This window comes from Duganella paludis (assembly GCF_054461335.1).
The window spans coordinates 4,362,759-4,381,316 of record NZ_CM136922.1; the positions used below are offsets into that span (position 1 = coordinate 4,362,759).

The window sequence follows — 18,558 nt, forward strand, 5'->3', positions numbered from 1 at the left end:
TGATCAATTTCGAAGCCGAAATTGACGAAATTCATACAAACACGGGCGCAGAAAACGGGTAGTCTCCTTGAGGGCGGCGCAGACGGCAAATCAAGGAGACGGAATGATGAAGCGATTGGGGGCGGTTGGGATATTCGCATGCGGTCTGGCGGCGTTGCCTGCGCATGCGGTCAAGGTCACGGGCGGCGAGATCGCCGGTGCGCAGGCGGACGGTGTGAAGTCGTATCTGGGCGTGCCGTATGCCGCGCCGCCGGTCGGTAAGCTGCGCTGGCGCGCGCCGCAAGCAGTGGAGGCATGGGAAGGCATCAAGCAAGCCACCAGCTACTCGCCCGCCTGCGCGCAAACCGCCGTGTGGATCACCGGTCCCAAAAGCGAAGACTGCCTTTACCTCAACCTGTGGGCGCCGGAGAAGGCGGCCAAGCTGCCGGTCCTGGTGTGGATACACGGCGGCGGCTACTACGGTGGCACCGGCTCGCAGCCGGGCTTCAATGGCGCCAATCTGGCGAAGCGCGGCGCCATCGTCGTCACCATCAACTACCGCCTCGGCATCTTCGGTTTCTTTGCGCATCCTGAATTGTCGGCCGAGTCGCCGCACCGCGCGTCCGGCAACCAGGGCATCCTCGACCAGATCGCGGCGCTGCAATGGGTGAAGGACAATATCGCAGCCTTCGGCGGCGACCCTTCGCGCGTCACCATCTTTGGCGAATCGGCCGGCGGCGAGTCGGTCGCGCTGCTGGTCGCCTCGCCGCTGGCGAAAGGCCTGTTCCAGCGCGCCATTGCGCAAAGCGGCAACGATGCACTGCCGCTCACCGCCGACGAAGCCGGCCGCTTCGACCGCAAGACGGCGGAAACCAACGGCGTCGCCTTCGCCAAGGCCGCCGGCGTGTCCAACCTCGCCAGCCTGCGCACGCTCACCGTGGCGGACGCACAGAAGCCGGCCTGGCTGCCGCGCACCATCGTCGACGGCCATGTGCTGCGCGAAGACCTCACAACCACCTATCGCAAGCACCGTCAGAACGACGTGCCGCTGCTGGTCGGCTGGAATGCGGAGGAGGGCAAGGACTTGGCGCCCGAGATACTGGAAACCGCCGACCTCACCGCCGCGAACCATCGCAAACTAGTGGCCAAGCTGCTGGGCCACGCACCATCCGATGCCGTGCTGGCCGCCTACCCTGGCGCCGACGACGCCCAAGCCAAGGCCTCCATCAACCAACTGACCACCGACTGGTGGGGCTGGCGCATGACGCAATGGGCTGCGCTGCAGGCCAAGCATGGCCGCGCCAAATCGTATGCCTACTTCTTCGCCCACCGCCCGGCGGAGCCGCTCACGCCCTGCGGCTACGGCTGCGGCGCCGGTCATGGCGCGGAGATCCAGTACGTGTTCGGCAACCTGGACGACCGCCCATGGACCAAGGCCGACCGCGACCTGTCCGAACGACTGGCCACCACCTGGGTCAACTTCGCCCGCACCGGCAACCCGACCGGCAAGGGACTGCCGGCATGGCCCGCATTCGACGGCTCGGCCGCCACCGTGCAGCACATCGGCGACGTGCAGCCGCCTATCAAGCGGTTGCCGGACTTCTCGCCGCCTAAGTGAACTGGATGCGCTTGCGGTTCTCGGTCGGCTGCATCACGTGATCGAGCGGCAGCTCGTGCGTGTGCTTGATCTTGCGTAGCGTGACCGTGGACTTCACCTGAGCCACGCCGGGAATGCGCAGGATCTTCTCGGTCATGAACTTCGATAGCGCGGCCAGGTCCGGCGCCACCACGCGCAGGTGGTAGTCGGCCCGGCCGGCCAGGGTGTAGCACTCGGTCACCTCCGGCAGGATCGCCACCTCCGTCTCGAAGCGCTCGCTGGCCGAGGGACTGTGATGGTCCAGCGTCACCTCGGTGAACGCCATCACATCCAGCCCCACCGCCACCGGGTCGATGATCGCCGCATAGTGGTCGATCACGCCGCCTTCCTGCAAGCGCAGCACGCGCCGGCTGACCTGCGAGGTCGATAAATGGATCTTGCCGCCCAGGGCGCTGTTGGTCGCCAGGCCATCGCGCTGTAGCTCTGTCAGCAACTGCAAATCGAACTTGTCGATGGTGGTGATCGTCATGTGCATGTCCTCGGCGATTTGTGGGAAATTTGTGCATGGATTATACAAAACACTGACAAAAGCGGTTACTTTTACCGTCTTTTGAGCGTTAAGCTCTTCCTGTTATCACCATAAAAAACAGGAGACCGGATGTTTCAGCATGTTGAAGCATTTGCGGGGGACCCCATCCTCACGCTGAACGAACAATTCGCCCACGATCCACGGCCGGGCAAGATCAACCTGAGCATCGGCGTGTACCTGAACGACGAGCAGCGCATCCCGCTGATGGGCGCCGTGGCCGCCGCCGAAGCGCGGCTGGCGCAATCGTTCCACCCGCATCCCTACCTGCCGATGGCCGGTTCGCCGGACTACCGCGAGCAGTCGCGCCGCCTGGTGTTCGGCGCGCAGGCCGGTGAGCCGCTGGCCGACCGCATCGCCACCATCCAGACCCTGGGCGGTTCCGGCGCCCTGAAAGTCGGCGCCGACTTCCTGAAAGCCTGGTTCCCGCAAGCCCGCGTCTGGGTCAGCGATCCGACCTGGGACAACCACAAGGGCATCTTCGGCGGCGCCGGCTTTGAAGTGGGCACTTACCCCTACTACTCGCGCGCCACCCACGGCGTCGCCTTCGAAGCCATGGTTGCCGCCCTGCGCGCGCTGCCGGCCGGCGACATCGTCGTGCTGCACGCCTGCTGCCACAACCCGAGCGGCGCGGACCTGAACCAGCAGCAGTGGCGCGAGCTGGCGCTGGTGGTCCAGGAGCGCGGCCTGCTGCCGTTCTTCGACATCGCCTACCAGGGCTTCGGCGAGGGCATCGCCGAAGACGCCTTCGCGATCCGCCACTTCGCCGCACAGAACATCCCGCTGCTGGTATCCGGCTCCTACTCCAAGAACTTCGCCATCTACGGTGAGCGCTGCGGTTCGCTGCACGTCACCTGCAAGCATCCGGAAGAAGCGGCCGTCGTGCTGGGCCAACTGCAGTCGGCGGTGCGCAAGAACTACTCCAGCCCACCGGCCTACGGCGCACGCGTGATCAGCACCGTGCTGCAAGACCAGGAATTGCGCGCACAATGGGAGGCCGAACTGACCGCCATGCGTGTGCGCATGAAGCAGATCCGCAGCGAGCTGCATACGCAACTGCAAGCCAGGCTGCCGGACGGCGATTTCGAGTACCTGCGCGTGCAGCAGGGTATGTTCAGCTTCACCGGCCTGCCGGTGGAGCAGATCCGCAAGCTGCGCGACGAACACGGCGTCTACCTGATCGACTCGGGCCGCGTATGTCTGGCCGCGCTGTCGAGTGCGGGCGTGGCGCCGGTGGCGCAGGCCATGGTGCAAGTAATGACGGAGACCTGAGATGAAAAAATTCGACCCTGCCGCGCTGCCGGAAAAACTGGCGGCCCTTCCTGCCTGGACCGCCGATGCGGCCCAACTGTCCATCACGCGCCACTTCGTGTTCGCCGGTTTCGTGGAAGCCTTCGCCTTCATGAGCGCGGTGGCCATCACCGCCGAGAGGCGCGACCACCATCCCGAGTGGAGCAACGTCTACAACACGGTGCGCGTCACCTGGACCACCCACGACGCCGGCGGCCTGACGCAGAAGGACATCGACATGGCGCAGTTCTGCGACACCCTCGCCCAGGGATTCGGCCATGCACCTGTCTGACCTGCCGCCGGGCCAGCGTGACGACTGGACCATCGACCAGCAATGGGAGCAGTACGCGCCCGAACAGCACCAGGTCTGGAAGACCCTGTTCGAGCGCCAGACCAAGCTGCTGGAAGGCCGCGCCTGCGACGAGTTCATCGCCGGCATGCGCGCGTTGCCGATCGCGCCGGACCGGATCCCCGACTTCCGCCAACTGAGCGAAGTGCTGATGCGGCACACCGGTTGGCAGGTGGTGGCCGTGCCCGGACTGGTGCCGGATGAAGTGTTCTTCGAACACCTGGCCAACCGCCGTTTCCCGGCCGGCCAGTTCATACGCGGCGCCGACCAGCTGGACTACCTGCAGGAACCAGACGTGTTCCACGACGTCTTCGGCCATGTGCCGCTGCTGATGAACCCCATCATCGCCGACTACATCCAGGCCTACGGCATGGGCGGCCTGCGCGCCAAGGAGAAGGGCGTGCTGGACCTGCTGGCGCGCGTCTACTGGTACACGGTGGAATTCGGCCTGGTGCAGCAAAAGGATGGCCTGCGCCTGTACGGCGCCGGCATCGTCTCCTCCTACACCGAATCGATCTTCGCGCTGGACGACGCCTCGCCCAACCGCGTGCGCTTCGACCTGGCGCGCGTGATGCAGACCGACTACCGCATCGACGACTTCCAGGAAACCTATTTTGTCATCCGCGATCTCGACGAACTGCTCCAGCTGGCGCAGACCGATTTCGCGCCGCTGTATGAACAAGTGCAGCAACGCCCGGTGCTTCAACCGGGCACCATCCTCGCCGAGGATGTGCTGGTCACGCGCGGCACCGGCAACTATCACAACGTTAAAAAGGAAAATAAAAATGGCTGATTTGTTTGAAAACCCAATGGGCCTGATGGGCTTTGAATTCGTCGAATTCGCATCGCCGGTGCCAGGCCTGCTGGAGAACGTGTTCGCCCAGCTGGGCTTCTCCAAGGTGGCGGTGCACCGCTCCAAGGACGTGACCCTGTACCGCCAGGGCGGCATCAACTTCATCATCAACAACGAACCAGGCAGCCCGGCCGCCTACTTCGCGGCCGAACACGGCCCGTCGGCTTGCGGCATGGCCTTCCGCGTGCGTAACTCGCACGAAGCCTACAAGCGTGCGCTGGAACTGGGCGCGCAGGCGATGGACATGCAAACCGGCGTGATGGAACTGCGCCTGCCGGCCATCAAGGGCATCGGCGGCGCGCCGCTGTACCTGATCGACCGCTTCGAAGACGGTGCCTCGATCTACGACATCGACTTCGAATTCATCGAAGGCGTGGACCGCAACCCGCCGGGCCACGGCCTGCAGATCATCGACCACCTGACCCACAACGTCTACCGTGGCCGCATGAGCTACTGGGCCTCGTTCTACGAGCGCCTGTTCAACTTCAAGGAAATCCGCTACTTCGACATCAAGGGCGAATACACCGGCCTGACCTCGCGCGCCATGACCGCGCCGGATGGCATGATCCGCATTCCGCTGAATGAAGAAGGCAAAGCGGGCGGCGGCCAGATCGAGGAATTCCTGATGAAGTTCAACGGCGAAGGCATCCAGCACATCGCGCTGCTGACCGAAGACCTGAAGACCACCGTCGACAGCCTGCGCGCCGCCGGCGTGCCGCTGATGACCGCGCCGCCGGAAACCTACTACGAAATGCTGGACGGCCGCGTGCCGGGCCACGGCGAAAACGTCGAAGAACTGAAATCGCGCGGCCTGCTGCTCGACGGTTCGGTGGCGGACGGCAAACCGCGCCTGCTGCTGCAGATCTTCTCCGAAACCCAACTGGGCCCGGTGTTCTTCGAATTCATCCAGCGCAAGGGCGACGACGGTTTCGGCGAAGGCAACTTCAAGGCCCTGTTCGAATCGATCGAGCGTGACCAGAAGCGCCGTGGCGTGATTTAAGCGGTCGCTATCCACAAATCGAGCTATCGTTATCACTAAAACTGGAATATCGAACTGAGATTTGCTTGGTTCTGAAACGCTAGTCGAAAGGATATGCTGGTCTTCTGCGCTATGCCGGAGAAGACCCTGTGAAAAAAAAGATACGCCTCAACGCGTTCAACATGAACTGCGTTGGACACATCCACCACGGTTTGTGGAAGCACCCGCGCGACAATTCCGTCGACTACAACAAACCGCAATACTGGACCGACCTCGCCAAGCTTCTTGAGCGAGGCCTGTTCGACGCGGTGTTCCTGGCCGATATCGTCGGCGTCTACGATGTACTGGGCGGCGGCATCGAGCACACCGCGCGCGAAGCGGTGCAACTGCCGGTCAACGATCCGCTGTACGTAGTGCCCATCATGGCGCTGGCCACCGAGCATCTCGGCTTCGGCGTCACCTGCAATCTCAGTTACGAACACCCCTACATCTTTGCGCGCCGCATGGCGACGCTCGACCACCTGACCTCCGGCCGTGTGGCCTGGAATATCGTCACCGGTTACCTGGACAGCGCCGCGCGCGGCGTCGGCCTGAAACAGCAGCAGGACCACGACGACCGCTACGACCGTGGCGACGACTTCATGGAAGCCTTCTACAAGCTGCTCGAAGGCAGCTGGGAAAACGACGCCGTGCTGGCCGACCGCGAACGCGGCATCTACGCCGATCCGAAGAAAATCCACCGCATCTTCCACGAAGGCCCGTACTACAAAGTGGACGGCGTTTACAACCTCAGCGAGCCGTCGCCGCAGCGCACGCCGGTGCTGTTCCAGGCCGGCGCCTCGCAGCGCGGCAACCAGTTCGCCGCGCGCCATGCGGAGTGCGTGTTCACCGGCGGCCCGGATCGCGCGGCCATCGGCAAGATCGTCGCCAACATCCGTGCCGAGGCGGTGCGGGCGGGGCGCGAGGAAGACGACATCAAGGTTTTCTCCGGCCTCACCGTCGTGACCGACCGCAGCGAGAAAGCCGCGCAGGAAAAATACGAGGACTACAAACAGTACGCCAGCGCGCAAGGCAGCATGGCGCACATGGTCAGCGGCATGGGAGTGGACCTGGAACGCTTCGGCCTGGACGAGGAGATCACGGAGGAAAAGCTGGAGGCCATGTATCCGGATCGCCTGCGCCGCGTTGGCGAAGCGCGCGGACGGCGTTTTGCGCCGGGCACCACGCGCCGCCAGTTGCTGGAGACGCGCCGCTTCGGCGTGCAGCATTCGGCCATCGTCGGCACGCCGTCGCAGGTGGCCGATGAAATCGAAAAACTGATGCGCGAGACGGACCTCGACGGCTTTAATCTCACCCGTACCGTGACGCCTGAGACCTTCACCGATTTCATCGACCTGATTATCCCCGAGCTGCAGGAGCGCGGTTTGTACAAGACCGCCTACGATGAGGGCACGCTGCGCCAGAAGCTGTTCAACCGCCGCAGCGCCCACCTGCCGGACAACCACACGGCCGCCGCGCACCGATTATGGAAATGACGTCCGCCCGGCACGCCGCCAACGACGCCACCAACGACGCCGCCGCGCTGCTGCGCATACGCGGGCTGGACGTCTGGTATCCGGACGGCGCTGCCGTCCGCGATTTCAGCCTGACCATCCACCGTAACGAAGTGGTGGCGCTGGTCGGCGAATCCGGTTGCGGTAAATCCACCATCGCCGCCGCCATCACCGGCCTGCTGTCACCCAAGGCGCGCGCCAGCGGCGAAGTGCTGCTGGACGGCCGCAACCTGCTCGGCGCACCGGAATCGCAGCTGCAGGCCGTGCGCGGCAACGACATCGCCATGATCTTCCAGGACCCGATGACCTCACTCAATCCGGTGCTGACCATCGGCTTGCAGATCATCGAAGTGCTGCACCGTCATCGCGGCCTGCGCGGCGCGGCGGCCCGCGCCCGCGCCATCGAACTGCTGGAACTGGTGAAAATTCCAGAGCCGGAACGCCGCATCGACGACTACCCGCACAACTTATCGGGCGGCCAGCGTCAGCGCGTCATGATCGCCATGGCCATCGCCTGCGAACCTCGCCTGCTGATCGCCGACGAACCAACCACCGCGCTCGACGCCACCATCCAGGCACAGGTGCTGGAACTACTGGACGAACTGCGCCAGAAACTGTCGATGTCACTGCTGCTGATCACCCACGACCTGGGCGTGGTCGGTCAGTGGGCCGACCGCGTGGCCGTAATGCGCCATGGCGTCAAAGTGGAAGAGGGCAGCTGCGCCGAAGTCTTCTTCGCCGCCAGCCATCCCTACACCCAAAACCTGCTGGACGCCACCCTGCACCTCACGCGCAACCGCGCACCGCTGCGCGCCGTGCAGCCAGTCGTCGCCGGCCAACCGGCCACGCCGGTGCTGGCAGTCCGCAAGCTGGTAGCCCAATACTCCACGCGCTACGGCACCATCTCCGCCGTAAAGGGCGTCTCCTTCGACATCGCGCGCGGCGAAACACTAGGCCTGGTCGGCGAATCCGGCTGCGGCAAGTCCACCCTCAGCAAAACCATCATCGGCCTCAATCCGGTGGTGGAGGGCGAAGTAGTGCTGGACGGCGTAGACATCGCCAGCCTGCGCGGCAGCAAGCTGCGTCCGCACCGCGCCAAGGTGCAACTGGTATTCCAGGACCCATACGCCTCGCTCAATCCCCGCCTGCGCATCGACGACATGCTCGACGAAGTACAGAAAGTACAGGGCCAGCGCGACCGCCACGAACGCCAGCGCCGCATCCGCGCCATGCTGGACGCCGTCGGCCTGCCAGCCGATGCCGCGAAACGCTACCCCCACGAATTCTCCGGCGGCCAACGCCAGCGCATCGGCATCGCCCGCGCGCTCATCCTGCAACCACTACTGCTGATCTGCGACGAGCCGGTATCCGCGCTGGACGTCTCGGTGCGCGCCCAGATCCTCAAACTATTCATCGACCTGAAACAGGAATTCGGCCTGTCCTACCTGTTCATCTCGCACGACCTGTCCGTCATCAACTACATGGCCGACCGCGTGATGGTCATGCAAAAAGGCGAGGTGGTGGAAACCATCGCCCGCGACCACCTGTTCACCGGCGCCTCCCATCCCTACACGCGCCAGCTGATCGCCGCCCATCCCGCATGGCCAGCGCCAAACGCCGATCCCGCCGTCCATGCTGCCGAGCGCCCCGCGCTGGCCCGCCGCGCCTAGGACCACCGCATGAAAACCTACCTCAAACGCCGACTGCTGCAATTCATTCCCATTGTGCTGGGCATCTGCGTGCTGAACTTCGCCCTGATCCAGCTGGCGCCCGGCGACCTGGCGCAAGTCATCGCCGGCGAGTCCGGCCAGGGCGACAACGCCGGCGGCACCGAAGCCCAATTGGCGGAACTGCGCAGCGCCTTCGGCCTCGACGTCCCGCTCTACATGCAGCTGCTGATCTACCTGAAGAAACTGCTGATTCTGGACCTCGGCTACTCCTACCGCTACGGCGAACCAGTGGCCCACCTGATCGGCGAACGCATCGGCGCCACGGCGCTGCTGGGCATCACCAGTCTGACGGTGGCCCTGTTGCTCGGCGTCAGTATCGGCATGCTGTGCGCGCGTTATCGCGGCGGCCTGCTGGACCGCGCCGTCTCCGCGCTGATGGCGCTGTGCTATTCGGTGCCCATGTTCTGGCTGGCGTTGATGCTGGTGGTGCTGTTCGGCGTGCAGCTGCAATGGCTGCCCATCGGCGGCATGCAGGAAGTGGAGGGCGCTGCCTTGACCGGCTGGGCCCACGTGCGCGACGTCGCCTGGCACCTGGTGCTGCCGGTGGCTACGCTGGCCGTGTACTCTTGCGCCGTGTACGCCCGCTTCACCCGCGCCGCCATGGTGGACGCGCTGCAGGAAGACTACGTGCGCACCGCGCGCGCCAAGGGCCTGTCCGAACGGCTGGTGTACTTCCGCCACGCCCTGCGCAACGCGCTGCTGCCGGTGGTCTCGCTGGCCGGCGCCAGCGTCGGCGAACTGCTGGGCGGCAGCATCGTCATCGAAACCGTATTCTCCTGGCCGGGCCTCGGCAAGCTGGCCTACGACGCCGTCGGCGCGCGCGACACCAGCCTGCTGCTGTCCATCCTGTTCCTCAGTTCCCTGCTCGTCATGCTGGCCAGCCTGCTGACCGATGTGCTGAGCGCGCGGCTGGACCCTCGCATCGAGCTCGCATGATGAAGACCACTTTCCAGGTCCGTCTCGGACTATTCATTCTGGCCGTGGTGCTGTTCTGCGCCCTGTTCGCGCCACTGCTGTTCCCCGGCGACCCGCAGGACATGGCGCTGTCGCCCTACCTGTGGCCGGGCCAGGACTGGAGCCATCCACTGGGCTCGGACCTCATGGGCCGCGACATCGCCGCCGGCCTGGCGCACGGCGCACGCGTATCGCTGCTGGTTGGCGTGGCCGCCGGCGCACTGACCCTGCTGCTGGGCGTCCTCACCGGCACCCTGGCCGGCTATTGCGGCGGCTGGGTCGACAATGTGCTGATGCGCCTGACCGACTTGTTCCAGATCGTGCCGCGCTTCCTGCTGGCCGCCATCATGGTGGCGCTGCTGTCGCCGTCGGTGTGGGTGGTGGTGCTGGCGTTGGCCGTCACCTCCTGGACCCACACCGCACGCGTGGTGCGCAGCGAAGTACTTGGCCTGCGCAACCGCGAATACGTGCAGGCCGGACTGGCGGCCGGCATGTCGCACGCGCGCATCGTGCTGCGCCACATCCTGCCGAATGCACTCACGCCCATCGTGGTCAGCACCTCCATCGTGGTGGCCGGCTGCATCCTGGCCGAATCGGGCCTGTCCTTCCTGGGACTGGGCGATCCGAACGCGGTCAGCTGGGGCGCCATGATCGGCACCGGCCGCGAAGCCATCCGCACCGGCTGGTACATGATCGCCATCCCCGGCGTCGCCGTCATGCTGACCGTGTGGTCGCTGAATGTACTGGGCGACTCACTCAATCACTACTTCAACCCCAAGCTGCGAGACTGAACATGAGCACAACCATCACATCCATTGGACCGGGCCGGGCCCACATCATCCGCGACGACGCCGAAGCATTGGAAGTCGCCGCCACGCTGGCCGCCGAATTCGCGCCCGGCGCCACACTGCGCGACCGCGAACGTCGCCTACCGGTGCAGGAACTCAAACGCCTGCGCCAGAGCGGATTGTGGGGCATCACCGTACCGAAGGAATACGGCGGCGCCGGCGTCTCCTACACCACGCTGGCGCGCGTGTTCGCGCTGCTGTCGGCGGCGGACGGCTCCATCGGCCAGATCCCGCAGAACCACTACTTCATCATCGAGATCATCCGCCACGAAGGCAGCGAGGCGCAGAAAGCCTTCTTCTTCGAGCGCGTGCTGGCCGGGGACCACTTCGGCAATGCGCTGGTGGAGCCTGATGTGCGCAAGGCGGAAGACCGCAAGACCAGCCTGTCCGCCGATGAAGACGGCGAAGGCTATCGCGTCAACGTGCGCAAATACTATTCGACCGGCGCGCTGTTCGCCGATTGGGTGCCGATCGCCGTGGCCGACGCCGAGCGCAATCACTTCCTGGCGATCTACCCGCGCACGCACGACGGCATCCGCGTGGTGGACGACTGGGCCTCGTTCGGCCAGCGCACCACCGCCAGCGGCACCGTGGTCGCAGACAACGCCTACCTCAAGCCGGAATGGCTGGTGCCGCACAGCGTCACGCCGGACCACGTCAAGCCGGTCGGTCCGGTGGGCCAGATCATGCACGCGGCCATCGACACCGGCCTGGCGCGCGCCGCCTTCGACGCCACCATCGCCTTCATCCGCCAGCGCAATCCCAAGGCCGACGACGCGCCGGCGGATGCGGTGTGGGAAGAGGACCAGTTGAGCATCCGCGAGCTGGGCGAGCTGGCCGTGTCGCTGCACGGCACGGAGGCGCTGTTGGAGCGCGCCGGCCTCGCCATCGACCGCGCCTACACCAGCAACCTGGCCGCCGACTGGACCCGCGCCGCCGTCGCGGTTTCCGAAGTGCGCGCCGCCAGCACCAGCAGCGCGCTGCTGTTGACCACCAAGCTGTTCGAACTGTCCGGCACCCGCTCGACCGCGCCTGACCATGGCCTGGACCGCCTGTGGCGCGACGCCCGCACGCACACGCTGCACGACCCGGTGCGCTGGCGCCTGTTCGACGTCGGCAACTACTACCTGAACGACAAGGTGCCGTTGCGCCGTCCGAAGCACCTGGGCGAAGACAAGCCGAAAGCCATGCCGGAAGGGCCGGAACCGGTCATCGGTGAACTGCCCGTGCCGCGCCTCGCCGCCGGCATCTGACAAGGAGCACGCCATGGATTCCAATTCCGTATTCGACAGCCTGGCCGCGCCACAGCGCCGCCGCCTGCTGCGCTGGGCCGGCGCGGCATTGGCCGGGGGGCTGCCGGTGGCCGCACACGCCAGCGGCGCCGCTGCCGTCGCCTTCATGGCTGCGGGCAGCGGCGCGGTAGCTGCCGGCGCCATCGGTGCAGCGGGTGTGGCGGCTGGCGTGCCGGCGAATGGCGGCGCGGCGGGATCGGCCGGCGCCCCGGTACGCGGCGGCACGCTGGTCGGCATCGCCTATCCCGAGCCGCCCACGCTGGCCACGCACCTGAACGGCGCCAATCCGATCTCGCTGATCACCTCCAAGATCTATGACCGCCTGTTCGTCGACAACGGGCAAGGCGGGCTGGAACCCCGGTTGGCGCTCAGCGCCAAGCCGTCGGAGGACGGCCGCACCATCACCATCAAGCTGCGTCCCAACGTGCGCTGGCACGATGGCCACGCCTTCGGCGCCGACGACGTCAAATATTCGCTGGACGTGATCTGGCCGCGCAGCGCCACCAACATCACCGCTGTCATCGACAAGGTCACCACGCCCGACCAACGGACCGTGCTGCTGCACCTGAAGCAGCGCTGGCCGGTGCTGATGCGCTACCTCGGCACCAACGGTGGTCAGATCCTGCCGCGCCACCTGTACGAAGGCAACGACCTCGCCACCAATCCCTACAACACCAAGCCGGTAGGCACCGGCCCCTTCGTGTTCAAGGAATGGCAGCGCGGCAGTCACATCGTGCTGGAGCGGAATCCGGACTACTACATTCCCGGCCTGCCGCACCTGGACCGCATCGTCTGGAAGGTCATCAACGACTCGGCCAGCCGCGCAGCCGCGCTGGAAACCGGCGCCGCCCATTTCGCGGTGCGCAACCCGATCACCTTCAGCGACGCCGCGCGCCTGCAAAAGTTGGATACCCTGGTGCTGGACACCAACCAGTACGAGCCCACCAGCTTCTGGCTGGAGTTCAACCTGCGCGATCCGGTGCTGGGCAAGCTGGAAGTGCGCCAGGCCATCGCCCACGCGGTGGATCGCGCCGCGCTGGTCAAGACGGTGTGGGGCGGGTACGGTGCGCCGCTGGACGGCCCGGTGCCCTCCGGCGTCAAGGAATACTTCACGCGCGACCTGCAGCAATATCCCTTCGACCCGGCCAAGGCCGAGAAGTTGCTCGACCAGGCCGGCCTGCCGCGCAAAGCGGATGGCTGGCGTTTCAAGCTGGTGCACGACTTCATTCCCTTCGGCGACGATTACCGCCGCACCGGCGAATTCGTGCGCCAAGCGCTGCGCCGCATCGGCATCGACGCCAGCCTGGGCGCCAAGGATTTGTCCACGTGGTCGCGCGACGTCTTCACCAACCGCCAGTTCCAGGTGATCAGCTCCTGGGGCGGCTGGACCGCCGACCCGCAGGCCAGCCTGGAAATCCGCTACGGCGCGCGCGGCGACCGGCCCGGCGTCCCGTGGAGCAAAGCCTCCGGCTATAGCAACAAGGAGGTCGACGCGCTGCTGGAGCAGAGCCGATCCGGAGAGAACCCGGCCCAGCGCGTGGTGAACTATAAGCGCCTGCAGCAGATCGTCACGGCGGACCTGCCGGTGCTGCCGCTGCTGGAAGTGAAGTGGTTCTCGGTGTACGCAAAACGGCTGCGCAATGTGGATGAATTCCCCTCGCAGACCCGCAACAATTTCGCCAATGTTTGGCTGAGCAAGGCATAAGGACCATCAATGAGCAAGGCAATCGAATACGAACAATTGGGCCGCAGCGGCGTGCAGGTATCGCGGCTGTGCCTCGGCACCATGATGTTTGGCGGCGCCACCGCCGAAAGCGACGCGCTGCACATTATCGATGACGCGCATGAACACGGCATCAACTTCATCGACACGGCGGACATCTACAACCACGGCGAATCGGAGCGTGTGGTGGGCCGCGCCATCGCCAGCCGGCGCGACAAATGGGTGCTGGCGACCAAGGTAGGCAATGCGGTCGGCACCTGGCCGAATGAGCGCGGCCTGTCGCGCCGCCGTGTGATCCAGGCGGTGGAGCAAAGCCTTCAGCGCCTCGGTACCGACTACATCGACATCTACTACCTGCACCGCCCGGATGCGGGCACGCCGTTGGAAGAGACGCTGCGCGCGCTGGGCGACCTGACGGCGCAAGGCAAGATCCGCTACTACGGCTTGTCCAATTTCAGCGGCTGGCAGGTGTCGGAAGTGGTGCACCTGAGCCGCCAGTTGGGCATCGGCGCGCCCATCGTCTCGCAGCCTTATTACAACGCGGCCAATCGCATGCCGGAGGTGGAGCATTTGCCGGCATGCGCGCACCACGGTTTGGGCGTGGTGCCATACAGCCCGTTGGCGCGCGGTGTCCTCACCGGAAAATACCAGCCCGGCACGCAACCGGATGCGAATAGCCGCATCGGCCGCAACGACCAGCGTGCGTTGCAGACCGAGTGGCGGCCGGAGTCGCTGTTGCTGGCGCAGCGATTGGCGACGGCGGCGCAGGAGCGCGGCGTCACCAGTGCGGAGCTGGCGCTGGCCTGGGTGCTGAACAACCGTCACGTCAGCGCGGTGATCGGCGGCCCGCGCACGCTGGAGCAGTGGCAGGGCTACCGCAAGGGACTGGCCTACCGCTTTACTGCGGAAGACGAGGCCTTGTTCGACAGCCTGGTCACGCCCGGCCATCCGAGCACGCCAGGCTACACCGATCCGGCTTATCCGGTCACCGGCCGGGTGGCGCGCGCATGAGCGAGACGTCCAATCGTCCAGTCCCGCCGCAGCATGCAGAAACCATCGACGTGCAGGCCATGCCGAAGATCCTGGGGCGGCTGGTGGTGCTCGCCGCGCGCTATCCGGGCCGCTGCGCGGCGGCGCTGTCTTGCGCGCTGGGCGCGGCCATCTTCAATCTGATCATGCCGCAACTGCTGGGCCGCGCGGTCGATCAGGCCGGCCACCTGCTGCCGCGCGCGACCGCCGCCACGACCGCCGCCACGAGCGCCGCCACGACCGCCACGACGGGCGGCGCCGAGCGGGCCTTGCTCATCACCGCCTTGCTGATCGTCGCCACCTGCGCGATACGCGGCGTGCTGACCGGCCTGCAGGGCTATTACGGCGAAACGCTGGCGCAGAAGGTCGGCTACGACCTGCGGCTGGCCTATTACGACAAGCTGCAGCAACTGAGCTTCAGCTACCATGACCGCATCCATACCGGCGAGCTGATAGCGCGCGGCATGCTGGACCTGGAGGGCGTGCGCGCCTTCCTCGAATTCGGCGTGCTGCGCGTGCTCACGCTGCTGCTGTTGCTGGGCATCGGCTCGTGGCGGCTGCTCAGCGTCGATGTTGGACTGGGCTTGCTGGCGCTGAGTTTTGCGCCGTATGTGCTGGTGAACGCCGTCACAGCCGGCCTGCGCTTGCGCGTCAGCTGGCAGCGCTTGCAGAAGATGATGGCCGAGCTGACGCTGCGCATGGAAGAGAACCTGCAGGGCGTGCGCGTGGTGCGCGCCTTCCACGCGGTGCGCGCCGAGATGTCGCGCTTCGACGAGATCTCCCAGCGTGCGCTGCGCCTGTCCAATGCCCGCATCACCACGCGCATGCGCTCCATGAGTTCCATGACGCTGGCGTATTATATTTCGATGGCGCTGGTGCTATGGGTAGGCGGCCAGCGCGTGGCGGCCGGCACCACCACGGTGGGCGAGCTGACCGAGTTCCTGACCTTCATCACCATCCTCCACCAGCCGCTGCGCCAGATCGGCATGGTGGTCAACGCCAGCGCCCGCGCCACCAGTTCCGGCGCACGGCTGTTCGACGTGCTGGATGCTCAGCCGGAGATCGGCGACCGCCCGGGCGCGGCAAAGCTCGCGCGGCGTGACGGCCCAGGTGCGGACGCGGTCGTCGGTGCCGATGCCGGCGCGCACGCCTCTGCCCGCGCGGGGGGCAACGTCGGCGTGCTGCGCTTCGAGCGTGTGGGCTTCGGCTATAGTCCTGGCGGACGCCGCGTACTGGAAGACATCAGCTTCGAGCTGCATCCGGGCCAGGTGCTGGGCATCGTCGGTGCGCCGGGTAGCGGCAAGTCGACGCTGGCGCATCTGATCCCGCGCTTCTACGACATCGGCGAAGGCCGCATCACGCTCGGTGGCCGCGACATCCGCGATATCGAACTGGCGTCGCTGCGGCGCGAGGTGGCGCTGGTGCAGCAGGAGAACTTCCTGTTCAACACCTCGGTCCACCACAACGTCGCCTACGCCGTGCCGGACGCCGGCCAGCCGCCGGTAATCGCCGCCGCGCAGGTCGCGCAAATTCACGACCACGTCGACCAGCTGCCGAAACAATACGGCACACAGGTCGGCGAACGCGGTGTGGCGCTATCCGGTGGACAGCGGCAGCGCATGACCATCGCCCGCGCCTTGCTCGACCATCCATCGGTGCTGGTGCTGGACGATTCCACCGCCGCCATCGACGCCGTTACCGAGCAGCGCGTGCGTGGCGCCATCAGCGAAGCGATGCGCCACGCGGCCACCATCATCATCGCCCACCGACTGAGCTCCCTGCACCACGCGGACCACATCCTCGTGCTGGACCACGGCCGCATCGTGGAACGCGGCAGCCATGCCGAATTGCTGGAGCGCGACGGCCCTTATGCCGAGCTATGGCGCCTGCAGCACCGCGCCGCCAAATCGGGCGCCGAACGCGCAGCGCCACCGCAGCAGCTGCAAGACGAAGACGAACAGGAATTGCAATCATGAGTATCCAGAAAGCCGACGCGGTCGAGGCGCTGCTGCGCGACCGTGGCGAAGAAGTATTCAAGCGCTTCGACCTAGGCGTCAGCGCGCGCCTGTGGCGCTTCATGCACCCGCAACGCTGGGCGTTTGCCGTGGTGCTGCTCACGGTGGCGCTGTACACGGCGGTACAAGTGGCGATCCCGGTGGCGGTGCGGCATGCGGTGGACAGCGCCCTGGGCCAGTCAAGCTTCAGCTTCCAGCTGGTGCTGGCCGGTTTCGCGCTGCTCATCGTGCTCAATGCAGGCCTGACCTTCCTGCAGGAGTGGCTGGCCGCGCGCCTGGCGCAAACCGTCATCTTCGACCTGCGCCGCGCCATGTTCGAGCATTTGCAGCGGCTGTCGCTGTCCATCATGGATCGCACCCAGGTGGGCCGGCTGATGTCCCGCCTCCAGGGCGATGTCAACTCGCTACAAGAGTTCATGGAAACCTCGGTCTCCGCGCTCAGCGATCTGTTCCTGCTGATCGGAATCATCGCGCTGCTGTTGACCATGAACGTGGAACTGGGCCTGCTCACGCTGTGCGTGTTGCCGGCACTGCTGCTGATACGGCTGGTGTGGTTGCCGTGGGCGCGCAAGGCCTTCACCCGCGCGCGCGAAGCATCGTCCAGCGTCAACGCGGCGCTGGCGGAAAACATCAACGGCATCCGCACCGTGCAGGAGAACCGCCGCGAGCAGGTCAACTTCGAGCGCTACACCGTGCGCGCCAAGGAAAACCTGGCGGCGCAGGTGGAATCCTCGCTGGCCTCGCAGGTGATGGTGCCCACCGTCGACATCCTGACCGGCGTGGCGATGGCCATCGTGGTGGTGGTCGGCGGCCGCGCCGTGGTGGCGGGCGAACTCGATGTCGGCGTGATCGTCGCCTTCATCTTCTGCGTACAGCGTTTCTTCGACCCGATCCGCACGCTGACCATGCAATACACCGTCATGCAGCGCGCCATGGCCTCCGCCCAGCGCATCTTCGAAGTGCTGGACGTTCCGGTCACGCTGTCGGACCGCGCGGATGCGCGGCCGCTATCCAGCGCACCGCCATCCATCACCTTCGAGCACGTCAATTTCGGCTACGTGCCGGGGCAGCCGGTGCTGCACGACCTGAACCTGCACATCGCGCCGTATCAGACCGTGGCCCTGGTCGGCGCCACGGGCTCCGGCAAGACCAGCATCGCCGCGCTGATCCACCGCTTCTACGACGTCTGGAGCGGCTCCGTGCGCGTGGCCGGCGACGACGTGCGCGAATTGACCCAGGAATCGCTGGGGCAGGGCGTGGGCATGGTGCTGCAGGAACCCTTCCTGTTCAGCGGCACGGTCGAGGAGAACGTGCGCTACGGCGTCGGCGGCGCCACGCACGAGCAGATCGTCGCCGCCTGCAAGGCGGTGCACGCGCACGACTTCATCGTCGCGCTGCCGCAGGGCTACGACACGCCACTGGGCCAACGCGGCCGCAACCTCTCGGTCGGCCAGCGCCAGTTGCTCAGTTTTGCGCGCGCCTTGCTGGCATCACCGAAGATCCTGATCCTGGACGAGGCCACCGCCAACATCGACAGCTTTACCGAGCTGAAAATCCAAAACGCACTGGAACTGCTGCGCAAGGGGCGTACCACCATCATCATCGCCCACCGTCTCGCCACCGTGCGCGACGCCGATTTGATCGTCGTGCTCAAGCACGGCCGCATCGCCGAACAGGGCAACCACCAGCAGCTGTTGGCGCGCAACGGCATCTACGCCGGCCTGCACGCCAGCAGCAGCGCATCGTTCGACGATCTTCCATCCACCTGATTAGAAAGTACG

At 65.8% G+C, this 18,558-nt stretch carries 15 protein-coding genes; 14 read left to right on the top strand and 1 reads right to left on the bottom strand.

The window, feature by feature from the left end:
- The first annotated feature begins 103 nt into the window (after window positions 1–103).
- Entirely contained in the window at window positions 104–1,597 is a 1,494-nt protein-coding gene (locus ACXZ1M_RS19320; RefSeq protein WP_459049263.1) for a carboxylesterase/lipase family protein, read from the top strand.
- On the opposite strand, the gene ACXZ1M_RS19325 is transcribed toward ACXZ1M_RS19320, so the two are convergent.
- Window positions 1,590–2,105 (bottom strand): Lrp/AsnC family transcriptional regulator, encoded by a 516-nt coding sequence (locus ACXZ1M_RS19325; RefSeq protein ID WP_459049264.1) that lies wholly within the window; start codon window positions 2,103–2,105, stop codon window positions 1,590–1,592. The genes ACXZ1M_RS19320 and ACXZ1M_RS19325 overlap by 8 nt on opposite strands.
- Before the next feature lie 129 nt (window positions 2,106–2,234).
- On the opposite strand from ACXZ1M_RS19325, the gene ACXZ1M_RS19330 reads away from it, so the two are divergent.
- The 13 genes from ACXZ1M_RS19330 to ACXZ1M_RS19390 all read left to right on the top strand — a co-directional run bounded on the left by ACXZ1M_RS19330 (window position 2,235) and on the right by ACXZ1M_RS19390 (window position 18,546).
- Window positions 2,235–3,434 carry an amino acid aminotransferase gene (locus ACXZ1M_RS19330; protein ID WP_459049265.1) on the top strand — a complete coding sequence of 400 codons (1,200 nt, stop codon included), beginning with the start codon at window positions 2,235–2,237 and terminating at the stop codon, window positions 3,432–3,434.
- Window position 3,435: 1 nt separating this feature from the next.
- Window positions 3,436–3,744 (top strand): 4a-hydroxytetrahydrobiopterin dehydratase, encoded by a 309-nt coding sequence (locus ACXZ1M_RS19335; protein ID WP_459049266.1) that lies wholly within the window; start codon window positions 3,436–3,438, stop codon window positions 3,742–3,744.
- Window positions 3,731–4,594 carry a phenylalanine 4-monooxygenase gene (phhA, locus tag ACXZ1M_RS19340; RefSeq protein WP_459049267.1) on the top strand — a complete coding sequence of 288 codons (864 nt, stop codon included), beginning with the start codon at window positions 3,731–3,733 and terminating at the stop codon, window positions 4,592–4,594. Before ACXZ1M_RS19335 ends, phhA begins: the two co-directional genes overlap by 14 nt.
- Window positions 4,587–5,654: a 4-hydroxyphenylpyruvate dioxygenase gene (gene hppD, locus ACXZ1M_RS19345; RefSeq protein WP_459049268.1), complete on the top strand. Its 1,068-nt coding sequence runs from the start codon at window positions 4,587–4,589 to the stop codon at window positions 5,652–5,654. The genes phhA and hppD overlap by 8 nt, the downstream gene beginning before the upstream one ends.
- 161 nt (window positions 5,655–5,815) lie before the next feature.
- Entirely contained in the window at window positions 5,816–7,168 is a 1,353-nt protein-coding gene (locus ACXZ1M_RS19350) for an LLM class flavin-dependent oxidoreductase (RefSeq protein WP_459054046.1), read from the top strand.
- Window positions 7,165–8,856, top strand: coding sequence for an ABC transporter ATP-binding protein (locus tag ACXZ1M_RS19355; RefSeq protein WP_459049269.1), 1,692 nt, complete (start codon window positions 7,165–7,167; stop codon window positions 8,854–8,856). The genes ACXZ1M_RS19350 and ACXZ1M_RS19355 overlap by 4 nt, the downstream gene beginning before the upstream one ends.
- Window positions 8,857–8,865: 9 nt before the next feature.
- Window positions 8,866–9,852 carry an ABC transporter permease gene (locus ACXZ1M_RS19360; RefSeq protein ID WP_459049270.1) on the top strand — a complete coding sequence of 329 codons (987 nt, stop codon included), beginning with the start codon at window positions 8,866–8,868 and terminating at the stop codon, window positions 9,850–9,852.
- Entirely contained in the window at window positions 9,849–10,661 is an 813-nt protein-coding gene (locus ACXZ1M_RS19365; RefSeq protein WP_459049271.1) for an ABC transporter permease, read from the top strand. The genes ACXZ1M_RS19360 and ACXZ1M_RS19365 overlap by 4 nt, the downstream gene beginning before the upstream one ends.
- A gap of 2 nt (window positions 10,662–10,663) precedes the next feature.
- Window positions 10,664–11,971, top strand: coding sequence for an SfnB family sulfur acquisition oxidoreductase (locus tag ACXZ1M_RS19370; protein ID WP_459049272.1), 1,308 nt, complete (start codon window positions 10,664–10,666; stop codon window positions 11,969–11,971).
- 13 nt (window positions 11,972–11,984) lie between these two features.
- The gene (locus ACXZ1M_RS19375; protein ID WP_459049273.1) at window positions 11,985–13,715 is read left to right on the top strand and encodes an ABC transporter substrate-binding protein; all 1,731 of its coding nucleotides are present in this window, start codon (window positions 11,985–11,987) and stop codon (window positions 13,713–13,715) included.
- Between the two features lie 21 nt (window positions 13,716–13,736).
- Entirely contained in the window at window positions 13,737–14,744 is a 1,008-nt protein-coding gene (locus tag ACXZ1M_RS19380; RefSeq protein WP_459054047.1) for an aldo/keto reductase, read from the top strand.
- The gene (locus ACXZ1M_RS19385) at window positions 14,741–16,738 is read left to right on the top strand and encodes an ABC transporter ATP-binding protein (RefSeq protein ID WP_459049274.1); all 1,998 of its coding nucleotides are present in this window, start codon (window positions 14,741–14,743) and stop codon (window positions 16,736–16,738) included. Before ACXZ1M_RS19380 ends, ACXZ1M_RS19385 begins: the two co-directional genes overlap by 4 nt.
- A complete protein-coding gene (locus ACXZ1M_RS19390) occupies window positions 16,735–18,546 on the top strand; it encodes an ABC transporter ATP-binding protein (RefSeq protein ID WP_459049275.1) in 1,812 nt (603 codons plus the stop codon). Before ACXZ1M_RS19385 ends, ACXZ1M_RS19390 begins: the two co-directional genes overlap by 4 nt.
- Window positions 18,547–18,558 lie beyond the last annotated feature (12 nt).